Origin of the sequence: Boseongicola aestuarii, assembly GCF_900184815.1 — a bacterium.
GTDB lineage: Bacteria > Pseudomonadota > Alphaproteobacteria > Rhodobacterales > Rhodobacteraceae > Boseongicola > Boseongicola aestuarii.
The window spans coordinates 69,852-93,359 of the sequence record NZ_FXXQ01000003.1 but is presented as its reverse complement, the minus strand read 5'-3'; the positions used below and the strand labels follow the sequence as shown (position 1 = coordinate 93,359).

Genomic DNA, 23,508 nt, shown 5'->3' with positions numbered 1-23,508 from the left:
GACACACTCATGACCAATGTCGTTATCGCTAGCGCCGGGCGGACCGCCGTCGGGAGCTTCAGTGGCAGCTTTGCCAATACACCAGCACACGATCTGGGAGCTGCTGTCATCGAAGCTCTGGTCGAGCGCGCAGGTATCGACAAGTCAGAGGTGTCCGAAACCATTCTGGGGCAGGTCCTGACTGCGGCACAGGGTCAGAACCCTGCGCGTCAGGCACACATCAATGCGGGCCTTCCGAAAGAAGCCTCTGCTTGGTCCATCAACCAGGTTTGCGGCTCTGGTCTGCGCACTGTTGCTCTTGGTGCCCAGCACATCATGCTTGGGGATGCAGATATCGTCGTTGCTGGCGGGCAAGAGAACATGTCCATGAGCCCCCATGCCCAGGCCATCCGTGCCGGTCAGAAAATGGGCGACCTGAAGTTCATCGATACGATGATCAAGGACGGCCTCTGGGATGCGTTCAACGGCTACCACATGGGTCAGACCGCCGAGAACGTTGCAGCGCAATGGCAAATCACCCGCGAAATGCAGGATGAATTTGCAGTTGGCAGCCAGAACAAGGCCGAAGCCGCTCAGAAGGCCGGCAAGTTCGATGACGAAGTGATCCCGTTCACGATCAAGACGCGCAAGGGCGATATCGTGGTCGATAAGGACGAGTATATTCGCCACGGCGCGACGCTTGAGAGCATGCAAAAGCTCCGCCCAGCCTTTACTCAGGATGGCTCTGTCACGGCAGCAAACGCTTCCGGTATCAACGATGGCGCGGCTGGAGTTCTGCTGATGAGCGCGGACAACGCCGAAAAGCGCGGCATCAAGCCACTCGCGCGGATCGCTTCCTATGCGACGGCGGGGCTTGACCCGACAATCATGGGCGTAGGTCCGATCTACGCCTCGCGCAAAGCTCTCGAAAAAGCCGGTTGGAGCGTTGCTGACCTTGATTTGGTCGAAGCCAACGAGGCGTTCGCCGCTCAGGCCTGTGCCGTGAACAAGGACATGGGCTGGGATCCGGAGATTGTTAACGTTAACGGCGGCGCGATTGCCATTGGTCACCCGATCGGTGCATCTGGTGCGCGCGTTCTGAATACGCTTCTTTTCGAAATGCAGCGTCGCGATGCCAAGAAAGGCCTCGCCACTCTTTGCATCGGCGGCGGTATGGGCGTGGCTCTCTGCGTCGAGCGCGACTGATTCACATCAAGGCGGCGTCACCCGGCGCCGCCTAACTCACACACAGAATGTCGGACCAATGATGCGTCCGGACAACTTACTGGAGGAACGTCATGGGACGTGTAGCACTTGTAACCGGCGGTACCCGCGGTATCGGCGAAGCCATTTCCAAAGCATTGGCCGCCGAGGGGTACTCGGTCGCCGCAACCTACGCTGGTAACGACGAGAAGGCAGCCGCTTTCACCGAAGCCACGGGCATCAAGACATATAAATGGGACGTAGCAGACTATGATGCGTCTGCCGCTGGCATTGCGAAGGTTGAAGAAGATCTAGGCCCGGTTGATGTGGTTGTCGCAAACGCCGGCATCACCTGGGATGGCTTTTTCCACAAGATGACACCTGAGCAATGGAACAAGGTCATCGCCACGAACCTTACCGGCGTCTTCAACACTGTGCGTCCGGTTTGGCCCGGTATGCGTGAGCGCAAGTTCGGCCGCGTGATCGTGATCTCGTCGATCAATGGTCAGAAAGGCCAGGCGGGTCAGGTGAACTATGCTGCCACCAAGGCGGGCGATCTGGGAATTGTGAAGTCGCTTGCCCAAGAGGGTGCACGTGCAGGCATCACCGCGAACGCGGTTTGCCCCGGCTACATCGGAACTGAGATGGTTCGCGCAATTCCCGAGGACGTGCTGAATTCCAAAATCATTCCGCAAATTCCGGCTGGTCGTTTGGGCGAACCTGAAGAGATCGCACGTTGCGTTACATTCCTTGCGTCCGACGACGCGGGCTTCATCAACGGCTCAACGATTTCTGCGAACGGCGCTCAATTCTTCGTCTGACGCCTGACTCTCTTGAAGACAAAAAAGGGCCGCTCTTTTCGAGCGGCCCTTTTTTCATCCGGGAAGGCTTGCAACGATCAGCGGATGGTAAAAATGCGGCCAACGATATTTGCGAAGGCAAGGGCCCGTTCCTGGTGTGCTTTACGGATTGCATGACGAACGCGGGAGTCTCTGGTTGTCTCGATCATTTCTCAATTCCTTATTTCAACTTTCCTTGTCTGAAACCTATATGACGATCGCAAACATATCTTACAAACGAGACTTGTTCGACTTTCGGTTAAGTATTACTTATGTGAAATGAATGACCGCCTTCCACCCCTCACTGCTTTGCGCGCGTTTGACGCTGCCGCTCGGCACATGTCATTCGCGAAAGCCGCCGACGAATTGAACGTGACCCCAGCCGCGCTCTCTTTTCAGATCAAATCTCTTGAGGACCATCTCGGCGCGCCTGTGTTTCGCCGCCTGAACCGGGCGATCGAACTTACCGAGGCGGGACGTGCGCTGGTGCCCGGAACGCGCGACGGTTTTGCATCGCTGACGGCAGCTTGGCGCGGTGCGCGGCGCGTTACAGACAGCTCAACGATTACGGTAACGGCCGGCCCCGCGTTCACAGCGAAGTGGCTGGCCCCACGTATGTTCGCCTTTGCGCAAGACCACCCAGAGATCGAGCTGCGCTTCACCGCAACCTTGCGCCTTCTGGATTTCGCGCGCGACGACGTGGATGTCGCAATTCGCTTTGGAATGCCTCATGATGAAGACGCCTTTGCGCGCAGCATCATCCGAGAATGGGTTACGCCCATGATGTCGCCCGATTTGGCTGCAAAAATCCGCAAGCCCGAAGACCTGGCAAGTGCCACACTCTTGCATCAGGACGATGTCACCTTCTTGAAGCCAAGTATCCAATGGGCCGCATGGTTCGCCGCCGCTGGACTAGGGCCACCACCAGCAGGCGGATTGCGCTTCAGCCAGGCCGACCACGCGCTTGATTCCGCGCTTACGGGTACGGGCGTCGTCCTTGGGCGCGTTTCGCTGGCAGCGCGTGATCTTGCAGAGGGCCGGTTGGTGATGCCGTTCGATCTGTCGCTGACAACCGATGCGCATTACCGTCTGATATGCGCGAACGGCGCGGAAAAGCGCCCGCACATCAAGGCGTTTCTAGATTGGGTCGAGGGGCAGACAACCGAGATTCTGAGCCTCGACGAAGGCCGCCGCTTCGTATCTGCGGCGGCTGTCGAAGATACGTTAAGCGTTCGCTGACTCGCTGATCCGCTCGATTTCTTCTTTGATTTTTAGCTTTTGACGTTTGAGCGCGGTGATCTGAATATCGTCAAAAGCTGGGCTGCGCTGTGCCTCTTCGACTTTCCGGGAGAGTGTTTCATGCTTATTTCGGAGTTCCTTCAGGTGTGAACTCAAGCTCATAGTCGTCCTCCTCTTTGTTCTGGTAATCGAAGTGCATCACGTTTCTTGATTCGTGTCACGCGTTGCACACTCGAAATGTGAGACTTTCGATAGTCCCAGAGTCTTACCTATGTACTAATCTCACATCGGAAAGGCTTTGACCGTCGCGTAGGATCTTTTTTGCCTGTCGGGAATAGCTGTCTCTGTCGCCGTCGTGACGCGCGCCGTCATGCAAAACCAATGGGGCTTCAAGCACCAGTGAAGCCCGTCCGCCCTTCTTCGCAGCAACAATTGCGTTCTGAGAAGGACGCCCCTCCCGAGACGACAAAGGCGTTATGCGAATACTGCCAAGCCTTTCGTCAAACAATGACAGGATACTCTGTAGCCGCTCCGTTCGCTGGATAAGCGTCAATGTGCCACCCGGTGCAAGGCGCCTGACGGCCACGTCAATCCAGGTCGCCAGCGGAGTGTCTTCGCCACGCCCACCTTCACGCGAGGTCTCGGCCGCACTGGTTCCGCGTGTTCTGTCGAAAAACGGTGGGTTTGCGATGACCTGATCGAAAGACCGCGCCTTCAGATTGACGGGGAGCTCGGATAGATCCGCGGTGATGATCTCTGCGGCGAAGTTACCAGCTTTTGCATTGAGGCGGGCCAGATCAGCCAGCTCGGGGTTCCTTTCGACACCCACCACCTCCAGATCGGGAACGCGGTGCATCAGACAAAAGAGCGCAACCCCTACACCGCACCCAAGTTCCAAAACCCGCTGGTCAGGTTTTGCGTCCGTCGCCGCCGCAAGAAACACAGGGTCCGCACCCGCGCGATAACCCTTTGCAGGCTGAAGTAACTTCAGCGCACCGTCGAGAAACCTGTCCTCGGTCGTTTCAGTCATATCCCGACGGGATTTCGTTATCACGCAAGACAGCGCTGGCGCGGAAGTGATCCTTGCTGCGCACCATCAGGCGACGAGGCAATATGCCGATGCTACCTTCAAGAACGCTCGTGTGGACGTCGAACTCGAAGCAGTCTATATCCTCGCCCTTGAGCAGAGCTTGTGCAAAGGCGATCAAAGTCGGGTCGTTGGTGCGCAATAACTCTTTCATGCATTGGACATAAGGGCAGACCACAGGGTTTGTCGAGTAACCTGACGAGCCTGTGATGAGCCTGGACACCGACCCTTCAGTGAAGCCACACGAGCGCCTCGCCGCTTTCTTGGAAGGCGACATGATCGGCGTGAACACCTTGATCCGCGAACGCATGGCATCGAAACACGCACCGCGCATCCCAGAAGTTACGGCACACCTGGTCGAAGCAGGGGGCAAGCGGCTTCGACCAATGCTGACCCTGGCTGCTGCTCGGATGCTTGGTTATGAAGGAGACAACCACCTGAGGCTGGCTGCGACGGTGGAGTTCATTCACACAGCGACCTTGCTTCATGATGATGTTGTAGACGAAAGCGCCCAACGGCGTGGCCGTCCAACCGCAAACCTCTTGTGGGACAACAAATCATCGGTGCTGGTGGGTGATTATCTCTTCGCCCGCTCGTTCCAGTTGATGACAGACACCGGATCGCTTGATGTACTTCGGATCCTGTCGAACGCCGCTGCAACGATTGCCGAGGGCGAAGTTCTGCAACTGACGGCCGCAGCCAACCTTGCGACAACAGAAGACATCTACATTCAGGTTGTCCGGGGCAAGACTGCGGCATTGTTCGCTGCCGCCTGTGAAGTTGGAGGCGTCATCTCGGACGCGCCTGTCGAACAGGTTACAGCCCTGAACACCTACGGCGACGCTTTGGGAATTGCGTTCCAGATTGCCGATGATCTCCTCGATTATGGCGGAGATTCCGGCACGACGGGTAAGAACATCGGCGACGACTTTCGCGAACGGAAACTGACGCTGCCTGTCATCAAGGCGATTGCCAAAGCAGACGACAAAGAACACGCATTCTGGACCCGCACCATTGAGAAGGGCGACCAACAGGATGGTGACCTAGAACAGGCTTTGGCTCTGATTGCGAAACACGACACAATGGCCGCCACGCGCCAGGATGCTCTGTTCTGGACGGCGAAGGCCAAAGACGCCATCGCTGCACTGCCAGAGCACCCCGTTCGCGAGATGCTCAGCGACCTCGCCGAATATGTAGTCGCGCGGATCAGGTAAAGGGGCTCCGGGCTTGGCTCCTCGAATTGGTGATGGCTCCCTTCAGGCCTGCTCGGACATCGGAAAATCAACGTGAATTCGGTTGCCGTCCGGATCGCGGATGAACACCAACACGATCTTCAGCGCTTCGAATGGAAAAAGCTTATAAGGAACACCATTCGCTTCCAGCCTGGCAATAAACTCGGCCATGCCCTCGGCACGAAAGGCGATGTGCTCCATGCGCAGGCTTTCATCTTCCGAAAACGCCATTGGCTCCGGATCGGCGTCGATCAAATGCAAAAGGCAAACGTCGCCAAGATAGAGCCACGCGCCGGGAATTGCGAATTCCGGGCGAGGCCCTGAGCGAAGATCCAGGTGGCGTTCATACCAAGCCACCATTTCGTCGAGATGAATTGTTCGGATGTTCACGTGATCGAAGGCCAGTAGCGGCATTTTGAAGGCTCCCAAAATGATCGTCGGCACCATTGCAGCATAGAAAATCACAGTATCCGACCAATCGTCCAATACAAACTCAACCAAAAAAAGACCCCGCTCAACAAAGAACGGGGCCAAGGTCGATGCTGTGGGCGGCCACAGGCACCGGCGGTATTGATTGGCAATCAATTCATTTCGGATCGGATCTGCTGGCGCAGAACATCAATCGAAATCATTTTGCCTTCCTTCCGGAAATTCCAGTAAGTCCAACCGTTGCAACTTGGCGCACCTTCCAGTGCGGCGCCAACCTGATGGATCGATCCCTTGATATCGTCTGCAATCAGCGTCCCGTCGGCCCGCACCTTGGCGGCTTGTCCACGCGGGGAGGTCAATACTTCGCCAGGCCGCAGCATCCCGCGCTCGACAAGCTGGCCAAATGGCACGCGCGGTTCTGCTCGCTTGGATGCGGTGACTTCCAATGCGTTTTTGTCGAACTTTCGCACCCGAGCGATGCGCTTTTCGGCAACTTCGCGGTAGGCCGCTTCGCGCTCGATTCCGATGAATTCGCGGCCAAGCATTTTCGCCACAGCACCCGTGGTTCCCGTTCCGAAGAACGGGTCCAGAACCACATCGCCGGGATTGGTTGTGCCGAGCAGGACACGATGCAACAGGCTTTCTGGTTTTTGAGTTGGGTGGGCCTTGTCGCCATTGGCGTCCTTCAGCCGTTCGTGGCCGGTACAAATGGGCAAGACCCAGTCGGACCGCATCTGAACGCCTTCATTGAGCGCCTTCAGCGCCTCATAGTTGAAGGTGTATTTCGCGCCCTCGCCCTTGGACGCCCAGATCAGCGTCTCATGCGCATTCGTCAGTCGCTTTCCACGGAAATTCGGCATCGGGTTGGATTTCCGCCAGACGACGTCATTCAGAATCCAGAATCCCTGATTTTGAAGCTCGGCACCAAGTCGGAAAACGTTGTGGTACGAGCCGATCACCCAAATCGCACCGTCTGGCTTGAGGATACGACGGGCAGCGGCAAGCCAGTCCCGCGTAAAGCGGTCATAATGTGCGAAGCTGCCGAATTGATCCCAGGCGTCATCGACAGCGTCGACCTTGGAATTGTCGGGGCGGTGCAACTCGCCCTTCAGCTGTAGATTGTACGGAGGATCGGCAAAAATCAGGTCGACCGAATTCTCCGGCAGACTGAGCATCATCTCGATGCAATTGCCATCCAGAATTGTGTTCAACGGCAATGTAGCCGCAGCTTTTTGCGTCTTGGTCGTCATCTCTGCCTCTGTCCTGCGCCCTGTCCCCGAGCGCCTTTTCTTTGGACCAAAGATGAGTCAAAGGTGATTCGCCGTCAATTTCTTTTTTGAATCAATAGGTTAAGAAATTCTCTTGTCACAACATATTGTGGACGGTCTTGAAGGAACGTCTATGGTGTGGGGTGACACCAAGATTTTCCAGGGCCTCGCGATGCACTTTTGTCGGATAACCTGCGTTCTTTTCCCATCCATAACCGGGGTGCTGTTGCGCCAAATCCACCATGATGCGATCGCGCACCACCTTTGCGACGATGGAAGCGGCCGCAATCGAGACCGATCTGCCATCGCCCTTGATCAAGGCTGTTGATGGAACAGCAAGGTCACTTGGGACCATGTTGCCATCTATCAAAGCGTGGTGAACGTCTACCCCAAGCCCTGCGACCGCGCGGCACATCGCCAGATGCGATGCCCTCAAGATGTTGAGACGATCAATTTCCTCGACACTTGCATGCGCGACCGATACCAGCGCGGCTTTCTGGATTTCGACGGCTAGATACGCTCGCCGTTTCGCACTGAGTTTCTTCGAATCCGCCAGACCTTGCGGAATATTGTCGGGTTGCAGAACCACGGCCGCTGCGGTCACTGGCCCCGCAAGGGGTCCGCGCCCAACCTCGTCGACGCCCGCGACCACCAGACATCCTGCGCTTAACAATCTCAATTCTTCTGAAAAATCCGGTCCCATGTAGCCAATGACCACAGCTTGCACAGACGATACAAGAGAAGGGCGGCCCTTTGTTTCCAAAGGACCGCCTGAACTCGTACCCACCCACTCGTGAGAAGCACCATCTCACTCGTTAATACTATGGGTCGGGGGGGATGAAGCCCCGACCCGCCGGCACGGACGGAGATGTGCGGGTGTCCGTGCCGGTGTTCGGAAGATGCGCCTAGCGGCGCGCGACGATCCAGCCATCGCGCTCCAGACACCGCGCTCCATAGACAGTGCGAACGCCGCGCGGTGTGCGAACTGCTGTTACGCATTGGTCCGGAAGCTTCGAAGCGAATCGGAAGTTCCGGTCAAGGCACCGTGCCCCATAGGCCAGCCTGTCGCGACGACCTGTATCCACGATCCGGAGGCACGACTGCGGCAACGGAGACTTTTTGTAACCGCGACCGGCTTTCGGCCCAAAACCGTCGTAGGGGCGAACAGTTCCATACAACTGGCGCCCATCATTGTGCCGGTCGACGGTTCCAAGTCGGCTTGCGCCAACCGTTGCACTAGCCTTACGACGCCGATCGTTTCGATCGTCAATCGACTTCGCGATAATTGCGACTGCTGCAATCCCGAGGATCGCTTTGGCCAAGTCATTGCCCTCGGCTTTCACGGGTGCGGCATTGGTCGTAGCCAGCGTCAAACCCAATATTGCTGTAGCAAGAAGCTTCATAAGATATTCCCCCATTTTCGGCTCAAAGTGCCGTCGTTGGCCTGAAACGAATGTGGGGGATCGCGCTGCCGACAAGCAATGACACCGGCCTGCTATGGGATAACAGCACTAAGCATCGCGGCTGTTATTGATTTTCGCATCGCAAAGCCTCAGGGTCCGCAGCATGAGACATTTTGTGATCAGTCTGGTATCCATAAGCTTGCTTGCGATTTCCGCAAGCTCCGCATCGGCCGCGTGCTATGCGGACTATAAGGCCAAGAAAGAAAACCCGCTGCGGCTCCACTACGGTGTTGTTGAAGTTAACGCGCAGCCCTGTCAGATGTCAGGAGCAGTAAGCCGGGCGGTGGCCCAGCGAGTCGCGGCCGGGGGCTGGGAGCTTTTGCAGGTACAATCGGTTTTTGACGAAACAGGACTAGAGGCAAAAAAACGGGATGCAGGTGAATTCTACCTCCGTTTCTGACACGCGCGCGGCAGGAACGCGCGTCGTCGCCTTTGGTATAGTTGCAGTGGTTCTCATTCTTGGAGGTGCTGCTGCTTTCCTGTTGTGGAGCCTTCCTGACGCGAATGCATTTAATGCGCGCGTAGAACAGCTTTTCATTGAGAACGCCGATCTGACCTCCGAGGCCGAGATCAAACTTCTGGAAATTCTCGCACAGTCCGGAACGGCTTTCTCCGAAACACTTGGCAGCTATCGCGTCGTGATTTTCGTACTCATGCTCTTTGCAACCGGATTGCTGATTGCGTCCCTTGTCTTCGTCGTCACGATAGTCCTGCTGAATCGCCGAATTGGAACCATCGAACGTCAAGGCATTCAGGTCTCTTCGCTTGTCATCAATCGTGACGAAAACATCGTTGCCCTGAACGATATGGAATTCAAACTGACAGGCGCTGCTATCGAAACTCTTGCTGTTCTGGCCGAGGCACGGATGGACGGTGATGTGCTTTCGGGTGCCGAAATCGAGGCGGTCATTTCGGGCCGCAACGCCGCCGATTGCGAAGAAGCCGCAGGTGCGACTCGCATAAAAAGGCTGCGCGATGCGCTTGGAAATCAAATGGTCGCCGAGCTTTTGATCCGCACTGTTGCACGTCAGGGGTACGTCCTGTCGATAGACCAAAAAGCAATTCAGATGACCTGAGCGGCACTTCCCTCGCGAGATCGAATTTCACATTGCAGTTACGGGATGTCGATATTCGCTTCTTTTGGCTCATTTCAAAAGCGAAACCGCACTTCAGAGATTGTCTTGCTGGGAGCACCAGCGATCCCCTCTGCGCAGAACGAGGCTCCGTGTTCACCCTAAGAGTCACAAAGCCTTGCAAAGCCTGATGACATCGCTGTTCACGGCCCCGGTCGGATTTTCCAGCTTGCCTATGATCGATTCGAAACGTCAAAAAGAGAAAGAGCGGCCTATCGGCTGACATCGTCAGCTGGAAAGAGCACGGGCGGATCGCCAGCGTGCCATTGGGGATACTTCTGCATGATTGCGGCGAACTCGGGCGAGTCCAGAAACCGCGCGAGCCAAGCTGACAAATTAGGCCACGGCTGGTTGTCGAACCACGGCTTGTCAATAAAGGCGAACTGTCGAACGAACGGCAATATGGCGAAGTCAGCAATTGTTGGCCGTTCGAACATCCATGAGTCGATTTGCGCGTCCAACTCACTCAGGAAATCCGACGCGCGGCCCCTCTGCTCCATGACGTCCACACCTTCATAGCGATTTGCGTACTTGGTCCGGTCGAGCGCAGACTTGAACGGCCCGTCCGCGCGATCAATCCAATCGAAACCGGCCTTGGGCATTTCAAGCCAATTCAGTGGGTCGCTCTTCGACAAGGCCCAGATCATGATATCAAGACTTTCGTCGATCACTACCTGGTCGGTCACCAGACACGGCACTGTCGCGCTTTCTGAAGCATCCAGAAACGCCTGTGGTTTGTCTCTCAAGACAACCTCGCGCAGCTCAACGATGAAGCCGCTAGCAGCCAGCGCCAAACGTGCACGCATGGCGTAGGGGCATCGTCGAAAAGAGTAGAGGATCGGCGTCATCTCACATGCAATATCTGCAAGCTCACTAACTTCCAACGCCCTTAAGTCAAGAATTTCAGTTGTTTCTGGCGACCCCGGCAGGATTCGAACCTGCAACCTGCCCCTTAGGAGGGGGCTGCTCTGTCCAGTTGAGCCACGGGGTCACGCCTCCCTTTGTCGGAAATCCTGCGCGTAGCTGCAAGTCTTCCATCTTTCAAAATGCTTGCGTGACAAATTGATGAAGATCGGAGAGGTTAGCGATAACAGACAAAGTCGGCCATAGACAGCGGATGTAGGCATACGAGTTGAACCATGACAGACAAAAAGATCATTCCCATGACAGACGATATCGAGATCCCTCCCCGCAGACCTCTTACGCTTCGCGATGTTTCCGAAGCATCGGGCGTAAGCGAGATGACGGTCAGTCGGGTCTTGCGAAACAGGGGTGATGTCTCGCTGGCGACGCGTGAGAAAGTGCTTAAAGCGGCGAAAACCCTAGGCTACGTACCGAACAAGATCGCGGGCGCACTTGCCTCAAGCCGCGTTAATCTTGTTGCGGTGATCATTCCTAGCATGTCCAATATGGTGTTCCCGGAAGTCATGACCGGCATATCCGAAGTGCTGGACGATACGCCGTTGCAGCCCGTCGTAGGCGTCACGAATTACCTGCCTGAAAAAGAGGAAGAAGTCCTTTTCGAGATGCTGTCCTGGCGGCCCTCGGGCGTCATTATTGCGGGGCTGGAACACTCGGATGCGTCTCGTGCGATGCTGAAGGCTGCCGGCGTTCCGGTTGTCGAAATCATGGATGTCGACGGAGAGCCGGTGGATGCCGTAGTGGGCATCAGCCATCGCCGGGCAGGACGCGAGATGGCGCGGGCTATCGTGAAATCTGGCTATCGCAATATCGGGTTTCTTGGGACGAAAATGCCCCTCGACCACCGCGCCCGCAAGCGTTTTGAGGGCTTCACCGAAGCTCTTGCAAAGGAAGGCATAGAAGTCATGGATCAGGAGTTCTACTCCGGCGGCTCAGCGCTCGCCAAAGGTCGCGAAATGACTGAAACCATGCTGCAACGATCGGAAGATATCGATTTTCTATACTACTCTAACGACATGATCGGTGCCGGTGGCCTGCTATATTGCCTCGATCAGGGCATCAAGGTGCCGTCTGATCTTGGCTTGGCCGGATTCAACGGTGTCGAGCTACTCGACGGTCTGCCCCGCAAACTTGCGACGATGGATTCCGGTCGAAAGGCGATTGGTCGCGAAGCGGCACGTATCATCGCTGGCCGGATCGACGGATCCATCACCGAAGGCGGTCAGCGAATTGAACTCACGCCCAAGCTTGAACCTGGCGAGACGCTGAGGCGCTACCGCTAGGTCGATGAAAGTGTCCTCAAGTTTTTTTAGGCTCAAGGCGCACATTAAGTAATTTGCAAGGGAATTGAACTCATTCTACCCGTGATGCGCTGCAAGGGGGGCCATGCAGACATCAAGAACGGCTTGACCGAACTGGGGTGAGAAATGACTTTTCTTATTATGGCGCCTTTGCGCCTGACGTCCGCGTACCACGCTAAGGATTTGCGCCTGGGGCACGACAAGAGCCACAGAAATTCCGCACCACGTAGGACCATCTGATGGCGGTTTTTCGAACTGACTACAGAGAATGGTCCGAGACTTGGACCGTCAGCGGCGATAATCATGATTTTGAGTCAGGCAATCTTTCTGACGACGTCCCGATATTCACGAATGACCAGATTGCAACGCAACTCACCACCGATTTCTGGGGGGAAACACCTATTCCTTCAATGCGGCTACCGGCGACATATTGACAGTAGACTTGTCAGCTCTCGAGGATAACGGCCAGTTGATGGCACGTCTTGCTCTCGAAGCCTGGAGCGACGTGACTGGCCTTGAATTTGTCGAACGAACGGCTGATCAGATTGCCCCTACCGCCACGCGGATTGAAGGTCTTGATGCAAGCTCGGGCACTTTGACCGCCTATAGCATGAATGTGGGTGAGGACTTCATCGGCACGATTGGGGCCTCTGATCGCGACGCAATCGCCATTAATCTTGTTGCAGGACAAAGCATTACCATTGCGCTGGACGAGAACGGAAATGCCGGCAACCCACTTGCTGACCCTTATCTGCGACTGCGTGACAGCAACGGAAACGTCATTTTGCAGAACGACGATGCAAACGGCATTGGCAGCATGATCTCGTTCGAAGCGCCCACAACGGGCACCTACTATCTTCAAGCCAGTTCTTATCTCGACAGCTTCGCAGGTGACTATACGCTTTCTGTGCGAGAAACACCGACATCCCCAGATATCGCATTCCAAGATGACGCGGCGGGGGCCTATGCGCAGTTTTGGGCCTCGGGGTCCACAATCACTCGCGCCGTTATCAACATTGACGACACCTGGGCGGGTGGATCGGCGCGCGTTGATGGCTATTTCTACCAGACCTACCTGCATGAGATCGGTCACGCACTTGGGCTGGGCCATGCGGGCAACTACAATGGAAGCGCGACATACGGAACCGACAACTCTTACCTGAACGATAGCTGGCAAGCGTCCGTCATGTCATATTTCCACCAGGTCGAAAACGCGTTCGTTGATGCAAGCTTCGCGTATGTGATCACGCCACAAGTGGCCGACCTGATCGCAATCCATGACCTCTATGGAATCCCCGATTCCAACACCGGCGAAGATGTGTACGGCGCAAATGGCAATACAGGTATCTACCTCGACATCGCACTCAGTCTGTCAAACCCGGGAACCTTCACCGTTTTTGATACAGCCGGAACAGACGTTTTCGACTTCTCCGAATTCAATACAGATCAAAACATGGATCTGCGCGAAGAGGCCTTCTCGGACCTCGCGGGACTGATTGGCAACATCGGCATCTCACGCGGCACCGTCATCGAGTACGGTCTGACCGGAGACGGAGACGATTCCGTCCATGGGAATTCAAGCAACAACGGGCTGTCGACTGGCGCGGGCACCGATGCGGCTTATGGCGCTGACGGGAACGACGCCCTCAGGGGTCAAGGCGGAAACGATAGGCTTGACGGAGGCGAAGGCCGTGACGTGCTGGAAGGGGGCGAGGGAAGCGATGAGCTCGACTGCGGAAACGGAAATGACCTGCTTTTCGGTGATGACATCACACTTGCCGGGCTTGTGGACATGTTCCCATCCTGGACACCGAACGCAGACGCCCAAACCCTTTTGGATGACGGGGACCTTCTGGCAGTCTGGGGAGACATCCTACTTGACAATTTCGCGATCGCATAAGCGATGTCGTCTCCATATAACGTGTCCCCACCGTCGCCACCGCTTACAAAGTCGTCATCAGCCCCTCCAAAGACCAGATCGCGCCCGTCGCCGCCGCGCAAAATGTCATGACCAACTCCGCCATCAAGTGTGTCATCCCCATCACTGCCGTCCAGAAGATCCGCTCCGGCGCCACCCGACAGAATGTCATTTCCACCAAATCCGGAAATCGTATCGTCACCTGAATTCCCGTTCAGAACGTCATCACCAGCGCCCCCATCCAGCGCCTGGCTTACGTTAAGAAGGGGCGGCCTATCGATGTTGAGGATATCTGGGTTTTCAAAATCGAGCACCGAAAGAGATTGCCCGTCATCACTGATTATCCGCAGAACTTCATCGGCGAAGGTAATCTCCGCACCATCGCTTGTCGGCACAATCGAAAGCTGGCTCACGTCATAAAGGAAATCAAAACTCGACAGATCAAGACGATCAACGCCGCGTTCAAAATCGAGAATTAGGTCTTCTACTCCGTCCAGAGAAAACACGAAAAGGTCTTGGCCAGATCCGCCAGTAAGCGTGTCTGATCCATGCCCGTCAAAGAGAATGTCTTCTCCGGCACCGGCGTCCAGAACGTCGGCGGTGTCAGAACCCATGAGTTGGTCGTTCAAGTCTGTCCCCACAGTGAATTCGGGTGCGAGCAGTACCGAACCCTGCATGGTCAAATCGTAGCTCAAACGCGTCAACCCGGCTTCCCATGCGGAACCACCAAGAATTTGCAGCGAACCATTCATGTAACTTATCGAAATCGCCGAAACGCGGTACAGCGTTGTGCTTGCAGTATCTACAGTTGTCGACAAATGGACCAACCGACCCCCGGCAAGAATCGTGAACAGTGAAATCCCCCCATCCGCGCCTCCTGCCGCGACGTAGGCAAAATTGCCAACGGTTATGGCATCGACACATGACACCGATTGGAACCGCGTTGAGCTGGAATCGAGGACGTGGTCAGTGAGCCAAAGCTCTCCATTTGCTTCCACGCGCATCGTTGATAGCGACGAGGTACCTGAAGCGGCGACGACAAGCAGACTTTCGTTCACGCGCTGAAGCCCTTCAACCCCGATTGGCTGGCTAATGGGAAGGCCTTCGAGTGTACCCAAACTATCTACAGCGGACAGTGTGCCAGACGCGCCGATTTCCACCAATGTCACACCATTTTCAGATCGGGAAACGGCGGCAAGGTAGTTAGCACCTGAAGTTGTTATTGCGGCCGTGTCCCAGACACCACCCAGAAAGGTATCGTCTTCGTCCACAACACTCGCCACCCAAGCAAGACCGGAATCTGTGCCTTCATAGACGACCAGACCGTTGCCGGATTCGTCGGCAGAAACAAGAAAACCGCCAATCGACAAGGGTGCGACCAGTTCGCCGACACCCGGCTCCGAGTATTGCGACCCAAGTGCGCCATCGGTCGACAAGGATACGAACTGGCCGCTGGAATTTGATAGTCCCGCCAGGGAAAGCATGCCATCGTACAGCTCCAGTTCTGGCGAGCTGCCGACTTCGAAAGACCCCTGCAATTCCAGATCCTGAACGACGTTGACAGTGCCATCAGGTGCTATTTCAAGCTCGACCAAGGTCTGATCCGAACGAGACAAAACATAGACGATCCGGCGTCCGCTTATCTCGGCGAAGAGAAGATCGCTGATCCCCCAGTCAAGGCCAAGCTCGCCAGCCGAGATTGTCTGATTGACAATGAGTTGCGGCACGCTGTCGTCCCCAGAAACAGTGGCTTCACAAAAGTCGATGAAAACCCTGATGCAGAACATGCAGAATCTTGGTTAAGAAATCGTTTGTTAGGGACGTCCGATACTAAGAAATTATCTCGAAACGAGTGACGTCTATCATTCCCCTGTCGGTGATTTTCAGAGCAGGAATGACCGGCAAAGCCAAGAACGCCAGTTGCAGAAACGGCTCTTCCAGGATCACACCCAAGCCTTCCGCGGCAGATCGCAGCTCAAGGAGTTGCTCGCGAACCTGCTCGAATGGCTCCATGCTCATCAAGCCTGCAATTGGGAGCGCCAGCTCTGCCAAAATGATACCATCGCGGACCACCACAAACCCGCCTTCCAGTTCCGCCAGGCGATTGGAGGCCACGGCCATGTCTGCATAGTCCATACCAACGCAAACGATGTTGTGGTGATCATGGCAAACCGTCGAGGCTATGGCACCGGAAATCATCCCAAATCCGCGCACAAATCCTGAAGCAATGTTTCCGTTTTTTCCGTGTCTCTCAATGACTGTTATCCGCGCCAGATCGCGCTTTGGATCAGGACGCTTGTCCCCATCTTCGATCAGGATCGTCTCGCGCAAGTGCTCGGTAAGAATCTTGCCTTCTACAATACCGATTACATCTGTCTCTTCTCGATTTGCCGTTGTTCGGAAGTCGGCTGACTCGACAACAGGTGCCTTCACCGATTTCCGTCCGACATTCGGAATGCTTCCCCGCTCTGCAAATGCTGCATCGTCAGCCAGTCTGCCGCCACAGAACACCATACTTGCCCGGCAACTTTCCAGACTGTCCAATACGACGATGTCTGCGCGCAGGCCTGGCGCAATCAATCCACGGTCCTTTAATCCAAATGCCTCAGCGGCGGAAAGACTGGCGGCACGATATGCAGCAAGCGGCGGTGTCCCCAAAGCAATCAGCGTTCGGATCATGTAGTCAAGGTGGCCGTACTCGTCGATATCAAGCGGATTGCGATCATCGGTACACAAGCACATGTAAGGTGCAGTCAGGGGCGTCAAGAGCGGCTGGAGCGCATGCAGGTCTTTGGATACCGAACCTTCCCGGATCAGAACGCGCATTCCCTTTTGTAGTTTCTCCCTCGCTTCCGCTTCAGATGTCGCTTCATGTTCGGTGCTGATGCCCGCGGCGATGTAGGCATTCAGTTCCAAGCCGGAAAGAAGCGGACAATGACCGTCGATATGGCCTCCTTCATACAGTAGCAACTTCTCCATGACCTGCGGATCACGATGGATCACTCCGGGATAATTCATGAACTCAGCCAGCCCAATCTCGGAAGGATGCCCTCGCAAAGCTGCGATATCGATTGCCGCCAGATGCGCGCCGGCTGTCTCCATATCTGTGGATGGAACGCATGATGAAAGCTGCACGAAAATGCTCATGAGAGTCTGCTCGGATGCAGCCTGAAAATACCTGATGCCTTCAGACCCAATTACATTTGCAATCTCATGAGGGTCACAAATCACTGTCGTGACACCGCGTGGCGTCACGCAACGGTCGAACTCATGCGGCGTAATCAGAGAGCTCTCGATATGCAGATGCGTGTCGATAAATCCGGGTACCAGAATTGCACCCCGGACATCGACTTCGTGAACGCCCTGGTAGGACGTCCCGGTTCCGACGATCAAATCTCCAGCGATCGCAACGTCACCTTCAAGGAAGTCACCGGTGATCAAATCGAAAACCCGACCGCCTTTCAGAACCAGATCTGCCGGCCGCTCGCCTCGACCCATGGCAATACGCGCTTCCAAGTCTCTGCGGAACGTCATCAATACACCTCAGTATTCAGGCAGGAAAACCAGCACTCAGTCAGTCGCCGATTGGCGACAAGCGTTTCGAATACCGGTCTTGACCCGCTACAGCCGAAGTTAGATCACTATTCCACATCTGTGCCAACCTGACCTCGGAACTCCCGGGATTTTGGGCGTCTCGGGTTCTCTGTCTGCACTCAGGGGAATCTTGATCCAGTTGTGCCGCGGCAAAACGATTCGAGCCTTGATGCCCAGTCTTTTTCAGGAATGTCCTTTGCGATTTGGGCGCCGTTTTTTTGCTCGACGCCACCTCTAAACTGCACGCAATCGAATGATATTCTTTGCAACGCTTTTATTCTGAGCAACCGGCACCGTGAAGCTGAAAGTCGTCACTCGATTTGCCGGGTCGCTCGACACGTTCACTTGCCCGCCCCATTTTCCAACTGTGCGCTCGACGAAGGCAAGGCCCAGACCTGTTCCACCCCCGCGGTCACGCGATTTGAGCGTCTTGAAGGGCTGAAAGATCGTCGAAATATGGGCGTTTTCGATTCCCGGCCCGTCATCCATGATGTGAATTTTCACATCATCGCCATCCAAGCTATAAGTTATGTCAATCTTGCCAAATTCGCGGTCGTGATGTTTTGCGGAATTGGAGATGAGGTTGCGAATTACGATGTCGTAACCGACCGGATCAGCGAAAAGATGCGGCATGGAGGACGGGGTCGTTACTTTGAAACCCTTTGGGATGTCGCAAAGGTCAAGCACTGAGGCCCAACGGGTCGTCGGATCGAAGGCGCGGGACGAAGCCTCTTGGCCGGAAGCTGAATATGCCAGAAGGTCATCAATCAACGCTCCCTGACACTCAATCAGCCAATCGATATGCTCGAAATTCTCAAGCACTTCGCCCTCCAGTTCGACCCCGGTATCGGCAATATCCTCGATGATCCAACGGTGCAGGCTTCGAATATTCCTGAGCGGACCTGCAAGATCATGCGCCGCCACGTGACTGAACTCGCTCAGGTTCCGGTTTGCCTGTTGAAGCCGTTCTGTGTTTGATTTCAGTTTCGCATTCGCAATTGACAGCGCAGTCACGTCAGTGGCCAGGATGCCATATTGACCGGATGAAAGCCGGACACCCTGACTCTTGAATACCTTGCCACCTTCAACAAGATCGACGGACTGCGCCTCGCGTCCGGCGAGCAGGTCGAGGATCTGGTCATCTGGGCTTCTATTGAGGCTTTCCGGGGCGCAAAAAGCATCGTTCGTGTTTGCTTGCTGAATCGACGCGAGGATTTCTTTCAGGTTCGAGCCGCGCTCCAACAAAGGAACCTGATGGGGGAAATTGTCTGAAAATGCGTCGTTCCACCAAATGGGGCGCATTTGCGAATCCATGATCATCAGTGTCTCGCCTGTTGCATTCAGCACTTCCTGAAGCGAATTGGCGCGTTCCGTCGCAAGATGTGCACGCATGCGCACGCCATAGTGAAGCCAGCCCCAATAAAGCAGAGCCAGAAACACAACCCCACCGGATAGTACGACCACGGATCTTTCTCGATGGGTTAGCGGGTCAGACCCCGACTCAAAACATCGGCTATAAAGGTCTTCAATGTGTCCGCGATTTAGCGCGAGTCCTATCGCTGCATTCAAATCCTGAAGCAGTCGGGCCTGCGAGCGATCCACAAGAAATCCTGCTTGCGATTCCTTAAGACTGAATTGCATTTGTTGGACACGACCGCTCAGCCCGGCGCGACCGATGTTGTAATTCAGGGATGAGGCAGGCGCTGCCACTGCGTCTACGTCGCCCGACAAGAGCGGCAACAGCAGTTCGTCGCCACTATCAAGGGGGACTGCTATTGCCCCCTCGATGCTGTTCAGCAACCGGTCGGCCTGCGACCCTTGCGAGACTCCCACTCGCAGGCCAGCAAGCTCATGCGCTTTGGTGATTGAAGAGTCACTGCGGGCGACGAATACTCCAAAAGAAAAAGTGTAAACCGAGTCCGTGAACGCACCATAGGCTTCCCTTTCAGGGTTGAAGCTTAAGGGTGTCGTCACATCAATCCGGCCAGCTTCCAGACTCTCCAACAACTGTGACGGATTCTGATGGGGGATGAACCGAATCGTGTAATCCATCGGCTCAAGCAGGAGGCGGGCCAGGTCAATCATATATCCCTCGGCGACACCGGTGTTTGACGTGCCTGAATAAGGCGCGAACTGGGTATATCCGATCCTTACCGTCTTTCCGCCTTCAGCGTCCGCTTTACTACACGTTGCGCCTTCACAGCTCACTTGTGGTATCGCTGCAACCGGAATGGTGAGCGCAAATAAAAACAACAGACAAAAGGCATAAGCGCGTCGGCGTAGTGTGCGAAACATTCCAGTCCCTCCTTTCAGGATTGGACACACATTTTCACAAACGCACTAATTCCATGCTAAGCTACTCTACCGCATTTTACTCAATTCAGAGTTCATTGGCGGCGCAAAGTTCACTACCGCAAGAAGCGAAAACGGCATGAAAACCCGTTAGGCCGTAGATCTCTTGTCAGAGACGTCGGTCCAGAGTTTCGCCATCACTTCGCGAGCGGTCTTGATGTCCGCTGCTGTGCCATCCAGTCCCATAAGGGCGATCTGTTCGGATGCCTTGACCACGACATTTCCACTGACGAATAACTTGGTGTTTGGATTGCTGATACGAAGTGCGACCACAAGCTGCGAAAGCGCACGGATCGAGTGCTCCCCTGCGGCAGAGACTCCAACCAGGACTGCATCCGAGCCCTCGACGTGCTTGAGTAACTCTTCATGAGTCAAACCCAGCTTCAAATTGATATCCCAGCCATCCTGGCGAAACAGATCAGCCGCCATTCGGACACCCAGTGTATGGGTCTCTCCGGGCACCGAGGCAAAAAGCGCAGACCGTTTCAGTGGCGCCCTTGGGACTGCAAAGCGATGCTGCATCCCGCGCATGATTGCATACATCCGGCTTGTTCCGAGCGTCACGCTCATGAAGGAAATCTTGTCTTCTTCCCACCAGACTCCAAGCAACTGCGCCGCGCGCGCAAGATACTGGAGATAAACGACCTCAACAGTCGCTCCGTCAGTTTCGATCTCTTGAATATACTGCGCACCAGCGGTGTCATCGTCCGAAAGCAATGCATGGCAAAGCTGCGCAATCGCATCCTCCGACGGCGTATTGACCGAGCTTTGAATTTCCCGCGATGCCAATCGTCGGATGACTTCGCGTGCAAGGCTGGCGACCGTGTCCTCGGGAAGTTGGGATTTCAGGCTCCGTAATTCCGCTTGGGAACGCACGTAGACGTCAATATCCAATGGCTTCCCGGACGGGCCGTCACTTCGCACTTCTTCGCTCCCTGGTCTTTTTTTGGGTTTTGTTTTTGCGCTCGCGCTCTTTTCGGCTCGAACGATTAATCGGTAAATGTGTCAATCAGGATTGACAGTGCATTGATCTCGCGATTCGGTCAACACAACGCGGGAAATCAACCTATTGGCGATCACTTTCTGTAGGATTTAACGGTTTGATTGCTCGATTACCCGCATCATTCAGGTCGAATTCGCGCTCCGGTTTTGTCAGCGAAGGCTGCAAGGCGCGCCCGCGCTTCCGGCTGGGTGTTCACGACACCCGCCAAGACAGCCTCGGCATAGGCCGCGTCCAGAGCGGACATATTCTGCATATGGCTTACGCCCGAGCAGATGGCGAAGTTGGACAGTGGTAGATTTTCCGCCGTCTTCTGTGCGATCTCATGTGCAAGTTCCAGGCTGGACCCTTCGACGAGGTATTGCGCAAAACCAAGATCGACCGCTTCTTGGCCACGGTAAACCCGACCAGTTAGCATCATATCAACGGTCCGCGCCTTACCGATCAAATCGGTCACCCGGATCGTCGCGCCACCACCGGTGAACAGCCCGCGCTGGCCTTCCGGCAAGGCAACATACGCGGTCTCGTCCATCACCCGAATGTGGGCTGCGCTGGCGAGTTCAAGTCCTCCACCAACGACCGCGCCGTGAAGCGCGGCAATGACCGGAACACCACCGTATTCCATTTTGTTAAAGGCCTCGTGCCATCTCATACAGACATGCATGAAGGCCGCTGGGCTGCGATCGGCATCATGGTGCTCGATCAAATCCAGACCGGCGCAGAAATGATCCCCCGCGCCTGCAAGAACGACCGCACGAACACCCGCACGAGGGGCCACCGTGAAGAACTGAACCAGCTCCTCCACGGTCGCCAAATCCAAAGCGTTCCGCTTGTCGGGACGGTTCAAGGTTACGCGCCAGACACCATCATCTGTCTGCGCAACGGCAAGGCTCTCGTAGTCCGAGGGGTTAATCTGAAGACTCATGAATTCGTACCTTCTTGCCTGGCCCCGGCGCTAGTCAGTCGATACCCGTGCAGCGTCAGTCAGGGCCTTTTTTGAATGCGCGACTGCCTTTGCGTCTATGACGCTGTAGGCAAGGCGCTTTGTAACATCTTCAAGCTGTTGGAGAATTTTGGTCGCAAGTTCCGCGTCACGCGCTTCGATGGAGTCGAGAATTCCGGTATGGATCTCGACGATTTCAGCGCGCGACCGCGCCGTGAACGTAATCATGTTCATCAACGGTTGCATGGCCTCGATCGAACCGGACAACTGATAAGACAAGACCGGGTTCTGAGCTCCGTCAACAAGCGCGCGGTGGAACTTGACGTCTGAAGCGCAAAACGCCTCGTCGGTCAAACCAGGCTCGATCTGACGTTCTATCTCAGCTCTCATGATCGCCAATTGCTCTGGCCCTCGGCGCTGGGCAGCCATCGGCGCACAAGCGCGCTCCAATGCAAAACGTGCCTCGCAGGCCGTGTCGAAACTTATGCCGTTCATGCTGAGTAGAAGTGTGGATGTCGTCACAAGTTGCTCTCGGGCGTCTTCGTACGAAAGATGGCGCACAAAAGCGCCTCCGAAGGCACCGCGCTGCGTGCGGATCAGCGATTGCGCGGCAAGCCGCTTGAGCGCTTCGCGAATTGTCGGGCGCGACACATCAAAATGTTCCGCAAGCTCAGCCTCGGACGGCAGGCGCTCGTCGACGATAAGCGCGCCTGAAATAATCGCATCGCGAATGGACTTCGCGATCTGTGCCGAAAGACCGGCATTGCTGTCTGGATCGATTTTCATTTGTCAGACATTTAAAAGTCTGACATTTAAAATGCAACCACTGACTCGGGAGGTCATCTTGTTCGCGGATCGCATACGCTCCATGCTTGGACTGCATTGGCTCGTACTTTTCGGTGCGATCATTGCGTCCTGGGTGGCCCTTTATGCGATGGCAATCCCGCAAGAGCTTCGCGAAGCTTCCCGGCTGTTCGGATCCGAGTTCTGGGTGTCGTTGTGCGCCATAACGCCGGACCTCGCTGGCTTCACCCGTGTCACGTTGATGTGGCTCTTGATGTCGACAGCGATGATGCTGCCAACCGCCCTTCCCGCTTTCGCCGCATATGATGACCTTACACAGTCCGGAGCCGAAACGGATTTTCATATGCTGGCCGTAGGCTTCATTGCCGTCTGGGCCGGTTTTGCGCTGGTCGCATCCGGCCTCCAAATGGCGCTCTTTCACTATGAATTGGTAAGCAGCTTTGGCGATAGCCGCTCCTTGTGGTTATCGGCATTGCTTCTGGCAATCGCAGGCCTCTACCAGTTCACGGATATGAAAGAGGCCTGCCTGAGCAAATGCCGTGCGCCTCTGACGTTCTTCATGCAATATTGGGGCGAAACACCAGTGCGGCTTGGCGTCAGACTCGGCGCGACCTGCTTGGGTTGCTGCTGGGCCCTGATGCTCTTGGCCTTTGTTGGCGGCGTCATGAGCCTCGCCTTCATGGGGCTGGCAACCTTGATTATGATACTCGAAAAACTGCCCGAAATCGGGCGCTGGATAAGTCGTCCCCTTGGATTCACCCTCATTGGTGCATCCGGATTCGTGGCGCTTACAGGACTTTAAA

Annotated in this window: 22 protein-coding genes, 1 tRNA gene and 1 pseudogene; 9 read left to right on the top strand and 15 right to left on the bottom strand. The window is 55.5% G+C overall.

Features of this window, described 5'->3' with window-relative positions; genetic code table 11:
- Positions 1-9 precede the first annotated feature (9 nt).
- From BOA8489_RS06225 to gcvA, 3 genes are all read left to right on the top strand, one after another.
- A complete protein-coding gene (locus BOA8489_RS06225; protein ID WP_093973149.1) occupies positions 10-1,185 on the top strand; it encodes an acetyl-CoA C-acetyltransferase in 1,176 nt (391 codons plus the stop codon).
- A 92-nt stretch (positions 1,186-1,277) separates the two neighbouring features.
- Positions 1,278-2,003 (top strand): acetoacetyl-CoA reductase, encoded by a 726-nt coding sequence (phbB, locus tag BOA8489_RS06220; RefSeq protein ID WP_093973148.1) that lies wholly within the window; start codon positions 1,278-1,280, stop codon positions 2,001-2,003.
- 297 nt (positions 2,004-2,300) lie between these two features.
- Positions 2,301-3,260, top strand: a complete 960-nt coding sequence (gene gcvA / locus BOA8489_RS06215; protein WP_093973147.1) for a transcriptional regulator GcvA — start codon at positions 2,301-2,303, stop codon at positions 3,258-3,260.
- On the opposite strand, the gene BOA8489_RS06210 is transcribed toward gcvA, so the two are convergent.
- The 3 genes from BOA8489_RS06210 to BOA8489_RS06200 form a co-directional block, all read right to left on the bottom strand.
- Positions 3,246-3,422, bottom strand: coding sequence for a YdcH family protein (locus tag BOA8489_RS06210; protein ID WP_093973146.1), 177 nt, complete (start codon positions 3,420-3,422; stop codon positions 3,246-3,248). The genes gcvA and BOA8489_RS06210 overlap by 15 nt on opposite strands.
- Positions 3,423-3,525: 103 nt before the next feature.
- Complete coding sequence (locus BOA8489_RS06205) at positions 3,526-4,290, bottom strand: tRNA1(Val) (adenine(37)-N6)-methyltransferase (protein ID WP_093973145.1); 765 nt, start codon at positions 4,288-4,290, stop codon at positions 3,526-3,528.
- Positions 4,283-4,501 (bottom strand): putative signal transducing protein, encoded by a 219-nt coding sequence (locus BOA8489_RS06200; protein WP_093973144.1) that lies wholly within the window; start codon positions 4,499-4,501, stop codon positions 4,283-4,285. The genes BOA8489_RS06205 and BOA8489_RS06200 overlap by 8 nt, the downstream gene beginning before the upstream one ends.
- Before the next feature lie 55 nt (positions 4,502-4,556).
- Here BOA8489_RS06200 and BOA8489_RS06195 point away from each other — a divergent pair, with 55 nt between their 5' ends.
- Positions 4,557-5,561, top strand: a complete 1,005-nt coding sequence (locus BOA8489_RS06195) for a polyprenyl synthetase family protein (protein ID WP_093973143.1) — start codon at positions 4,557-4,559, stop codon at positions 5,559-5,561.
- 42 nt (positions 5,562-5,603) lie between these two features.
- Here BOA8489_RS06195 and BOA8489_RS06190 read toward each other — a convergent pair whose 3' ends face one another.
- From BOA8489_RS06190 to BOA8489_RS06175, 4 genes are all read right to left on the bottom strand, one after another.
- On the bottom strand, positions 5,604-6,080 hold the full coding sequence (locus BOA8489_RS06190) for a VOC family protein (protein ID WP_141138247.1): 477 nt from the start codon (positions 6,078-6,080) through the stop codon (positions 5,604-5,606).
- Between the two features lie 80 nt (positions 6,081-6,160).
- A complete protein-coding gene (locus tag BOA8489_RS06185) occupies positions 6,161-7,258 on the bottom strand; it encodes a site-specific DNA-methyltransferase (RefSeq protein WP_093973141.1) in 1,098 nt (365 codons plus the stop codon).
- 115 nt (positions 7,259-7,373) lie between these two features.
- Positions 7,374-7,979, bottom strand: coding sequence for a ribonuclease HII (gene rnhB, locus BOA8489_RS06180; RefSeq protein WP_093973341.1), 606 nt, complete (start codon positions 7,977-7,979; stop codon positions 7,374-7,376).
- A gap of 202 nt (positions 7,980-8,181) precedes the next feature.
- On the bottom strand, positions 8,182-8,679 hold the full coding sequence (locus BOA8489_RS06175) for a hypothetical protein (RefSeq protein WP_093973140.1): 498 nt from the start codon (positions 8,677-8,679) through the stop codon (positions 8,182-8,184).
- Positions 8,680-8,842: 163 nt separating this feature from the next.
- Between BOA8489_RS06175 and BOA8489_RS06170 the strand changes: the two genes are divergently transcribed.
- Together BOA8489_RS06170 and BOA8489_RS06165 are read left to right on the top strand one after the other, a co-directional pair.
- Positions 8,843-9,139, top strand: a complete 297-nt coding sequence (locus BOA8489_RS06170; protein ID WP_093973139.1) for a hypothetical protein — start codon at positions 8,843-8,845, stop codon at positions 9,137-9,139.
- Positions 9,111-9,815 (top strand): winged helix-turn-helix domain-containing protein, encoded by a 705-nt coding sequence (locus BOA8489_RS06165; protein ID WP_093973138.1) that lies wholly within the window; start codon positions 9,111-9,113, stop codon positions 9,813-9,815. Before BOA8489_RS06170 ends, BOA8489_RS06165 begins: the two co-directional genes overlap by 29 nt.
- A gap of 269 nt (positions 9,816-10,084) precedes the next feature.
- On the opposite strand, the gene BOA8489_RS06160 is transcribed toward BOA8489_RS06165, so the two are convergent.
- Both BOA8489_RS06160 and BOA8489_RS06155 read right to left on the bottom strand, forming a co-directional pair.
- Complete coding sequence (locus tag BOA8489_RS06160; RefSeq protein WP_093973137.1) at positions 10,085-10,720, bottom strand: glutathione S-transferase; 636 nt, start codon at positions 10,718-10,720, stop codon at positions 10,085-10,087.
- A gap of 66 nt (positions 10,721-10,786) precedes the next feature.
- A tRNA-Arg gene (locus BOA8489_RS06155) sits at positions 10,787-10,863 on the bottom strand.
- Between the two features lie 148 nt (positions 10,864-11,011).
- Here BOA8489_RS06155 and BOA8489_RS06150 point away from each other — a divergent pair.
- Positions 11,012-12,076, top strand: coding sequence for a LacI family DNA-binding transcriptional regulator (locus BOA8489_RS06150; RefSeq protein ID WP_281256172.1), 1,065 nt, complete (start codon positions 11,012-11,014; stop codon positions 12,074-12,076).
- A 490-nt stretch (positions 12,077-12,566) separates the two neighbouring features.
- Positions 12,567-13,994: a M10 family metallopeptidase C-terminal domain-containing protein gene (locus BOA8489_RS06140; RefSeq protein ID WP_093973135.1), complete on the top strand. Its 1,428-nt coding sequence runs from the start codon at positions 12,567-12,569 to the stop codon at positions 13,992-13,994.
- Between the two features lie 20 nt (positions 13,995-14,014).
- Here BOA8489_RS06140 and BOA8489_RS20715 read toward each other — a convergent pair.
- The 6 genes and pseudogenes from BOA8489_RS20715 to BOA8489_RS06115 form a co-directional block, all read right to left on the bottom strand.
- Positions 14,015-14,689: pseudogene (locus BOA8489_RS20715) on the bottom strand (calcium-binding protein); the annotation flags it as partial.
- A gap of 1,153 nt (positions 14,690-15,842) precedes the next feature.
- Positions 15,843-17,546, bottom strand: coding sequence for an adenine deaminase (gene ade / locus BOA8489_RS06135; protein WP_093973134.1), 1,704 nt, complete (start codon positions 17,544-17,546; stop codon positions 15,843-15,845).
- A gap of 294 nt (positions 17,547-17,840) precedes the next feature.
- The gene (locus BOA8489_RS06130; protein ID WP_093973133.1) at positions 17,841-19,901 is read right to left on the bottom strand and encodes an ATP-binding protein; all 2,061 of its coding nucleotides are present in this window, start codon (positions 19,899-19,901) and stop codon (positions 17,841-17,843) included.
- A gap of 147 nt (positions 19,902-20,048) precedes the next feature.
- Positions 20,049-20,882 (bottom strand): cobalamin B12-binding domain-containing protein, encoded by an 834-nt coding sequence (locus tag BOA8489_RS06125; RefSeq protein ID WP_141138245.1) that lies wholly within the window; start codon positions 20,880-20,882, stop codon positions 20,049-20,051.
- 197 nt (positions 20,883-21,079) lie between these two features.
- The gene (locus tag BOA8489_RS06120) at positions 21,080-21,883 is read right to left on the bottom strand and encodes a crotonase/enoyl-CoA hydratase family protein (protein ID WP_093973131.1); all 804 of its coding nucleotides are present in this window, start codon (positions 21,881-21,883) and stop codon (positions 21,080-21,082) included.
- Positions 21,884-21,913: 30 nt separating this feature from the next.
- On the bottom strand, positions 21,914-22,687 hold the full coding sequence (locus BOA8489_RS06115) for a FadR/GntR family transcriptional regulator (protein WP_093973130.1): 774 nt from the start codon (positions 22,685-22,687) through the stop codon (positions 21,914-21,916).
- A gap of 31 nt (positions 22,688-22,718) precedes the next feature.
- Between BOA8489_RS06115 and BOA8489_RS06110 the strand changes: the two genes are divergently transcribed.
- Positions 22,719-23,507 (top strand): DUF2182 domain-containing protein, encoded by a 789-nt coding sequence (locus BOA8489_RS06110; RefSeq protein WP_245813686.1) that lies wholly within the window; start codon positions 22,719-22,721, stop codon positions 23,505-23,507.
- Position 23,508 lies beyond the last annotated feature (1 nt).

Coding starts and splice junctions, on each gene's coding strand:
- BOA8489_RS06225 (WP_093973149.1), top strand. CDS start 10: ATGACCAATGTCGTTATCGCTAGCGCCGGGCGGACCGCCGTCGGGAGC.
- phbB (WP_093973148.1), top strand. CDS start 1,278: ATGGGACGTGTAGCACTTGTAACCGGCGGTACCCGCGGTATCGGCGAA.
- gcvA (WP_093973147.1), top strand. CDS start 2,301: ATGAATGACCGCCTTCCACCCCTCACTGCTTTGCGCGCGTTTGACGCT.
- BOA8489_RS06210 (WP_093973146.1), bottom strand. CDS start 3,422: ATGAGCTTGAGTTCACACCTGAAGGAACTCCGAAATAAGCATGAAACA.
- BOA8489_RS06205 (WP_093973145.1), bottom strand. CDS start 4,290: ATGACTGAAACGACCGAGGACAGGTTTCTCGACGGTGCGCTGAAGTTA.
- BOA8489_RS06200 (WP_093973144.1), bottom strand. CDS start 4,501: ATGAAAGAGTTATTGCGCACCAACGACCCGACTTTGATCGCCTTTGCA.
- BOA8489_RS06195 (WP_093973143.1), top strand. CDS start 4,557: ATGAGCCTGGACACCGACCCTTCAGTGAAGCCACACGAGCGCCTCGCC.
- BOA8489_RS06185 (WP_093973141.1), bottom strand. CDS start 7,258: ATGACGACCAAGACGCAAAAAGCTGCGGCTACATTGCCGTTGAACACA.
- rnhB (WP_093973341.1), bottom strand. CDS start 7,979: ATGGGACCGGATTTTTCAGAAGAATTGAGATTGTTAAGCGCAGGATGT.
- BOA8489_RS06175 (WP_093973140.1), bottom strand. CDS start 8,679: ATGAAGCTTCTTGCTACAGCAATATTGGGTTTGACGCTGGCTACGACC.
- BOA8489_RS06170 (WP_093973139.1), top strand. CDS start 8,843: ATGAGACATTTTGTGATCAGTCTGGTATCCATAAGCTTGCTTGCGATT.
- BOA8489_RS06165 (WP_093973138.1), top strand. CDS start 9,111: ATGCAGGTGAATTCTACCTCCGTTTCTGACACGCGCGCGGCAGGAACG.
- BOA8489_RS06160 (WP_093973137.1), bottom strand. CDS start 10,720: ATGACGCCGATCCTCTACTCTTTTCGACGATGCCCCTACGCCATGCGT.
- BOA8489_RS06150 (WP_281256172.1), top strand. CDS start 11,012: ATGACAGACAAAAAGATCATTCCCATGACAGACGATATCGAGATCCCT.
- BOA8489_RS06140 (WP_093973135.1), top strand. CDS start 12,567: ATGGCACGTCTTGCTCTCGAAGCCTGGAGCGACGTGACTGGCCTTGAA.
- ade (WP_093973134.1), bottom strand. CDS start 17,546: ATGACGTTCCGCAGAGACTTGGAAGCGCGTATTGCCATGGGTCGAGGC.
- BOA8489_RS06130 (WP_093973133.1), bottom strand. CDS start 19,901: ATGTTTCGCACACTACGCCGACGCGCTTATGCCTTTTGTCTGTTGTTT.
- BOA8489_RS06120 (WP_093973131.1), bottom strand. CDS start 21,883: ATGAGTCTTCAGATTAACCCCTCGGACTACGAGAGCCTTGCCGTTGCG.
- BOA8489_RS06115 (WP_093973130.1), bottom strand. CDS start 22,687: ATGAAAATCGATCCAGACAGCAATGCCGGTCTTTCGGCACAGATCGCG.
- BOA8489_RS06110 (WP_245813686.1), top strand. CDS start 22,719: ATGCAACCACTGACTCGGGAGGTCATCTTGTTCGCGGATCGCATACGC.